Source organism: Treponema sp. R6D11, assembly GCF_054786075.1.
The window spans coordinates 1-552 of the sequence record NZ_BDHD01000745.1; the positions used below are offsets into that span (position 1 = coordinate 1).

1 protein-coding gene is annotated in these 552 nt (G+C 34.8%); it reads left to right on the forward strand.

Annotated elements, in window-relative coordinates; all coding sequences use genetic code 11:
• The coding region (locus tag ACYVTD_RS15855) for a class B sortase (RefSeq protein ID WP_461248653.1) at nt 1-409 on the forward strand (409 nt) is incomplete at its 5' end.
• Between the last annotated feature and the right edge of the window lie 143 nt (nt 410-552).

Genomic DNA, 552 nt, shown 5'->3' on the forward strand with positions numbered 1-552 from the left:
CAAAAAGAATTCTGCCGGAAATCCAATTTTGGATTATAGAAACAAACTAGACGATAAAAACCTCGTCATATATGGGCATAACCGAAAAGACGGCTCAATGTTCGGCAGCCTCAAAAACGTTCTAAATTCCAATTGGCGAAAAGGCAATAATAAAATAACTTGGACAACCAAAGAAGGAACATACACCTACCAAGTCTTTTCAACATACATTCGCAAAGCCGAAAACTATTTCAACAAAACCTCATTTGGCAGCGATTTTCATTCATTCTTAGCAACCATCAAAGCCCGCTCAAACTATAATTTTAAAGTTAAGGTCGAAGACAGCGACACCCTCCTAACCCTCTCAACCTGCTACGGCATGTCATCATCAAACAAACGCTTAGTCGTCCATGCGAAACTAATAAAATAATTGTCGAATATTACATTTTCATGACATTTCGCTAAAAACACTTGACTTATATATATATATATAATGGGCTTATAAAATTCTTGGAGGATATTTATGAAAAAAATTCTAGCTTTTCTAAAGAAACATCAAACAAAGGTTTATAT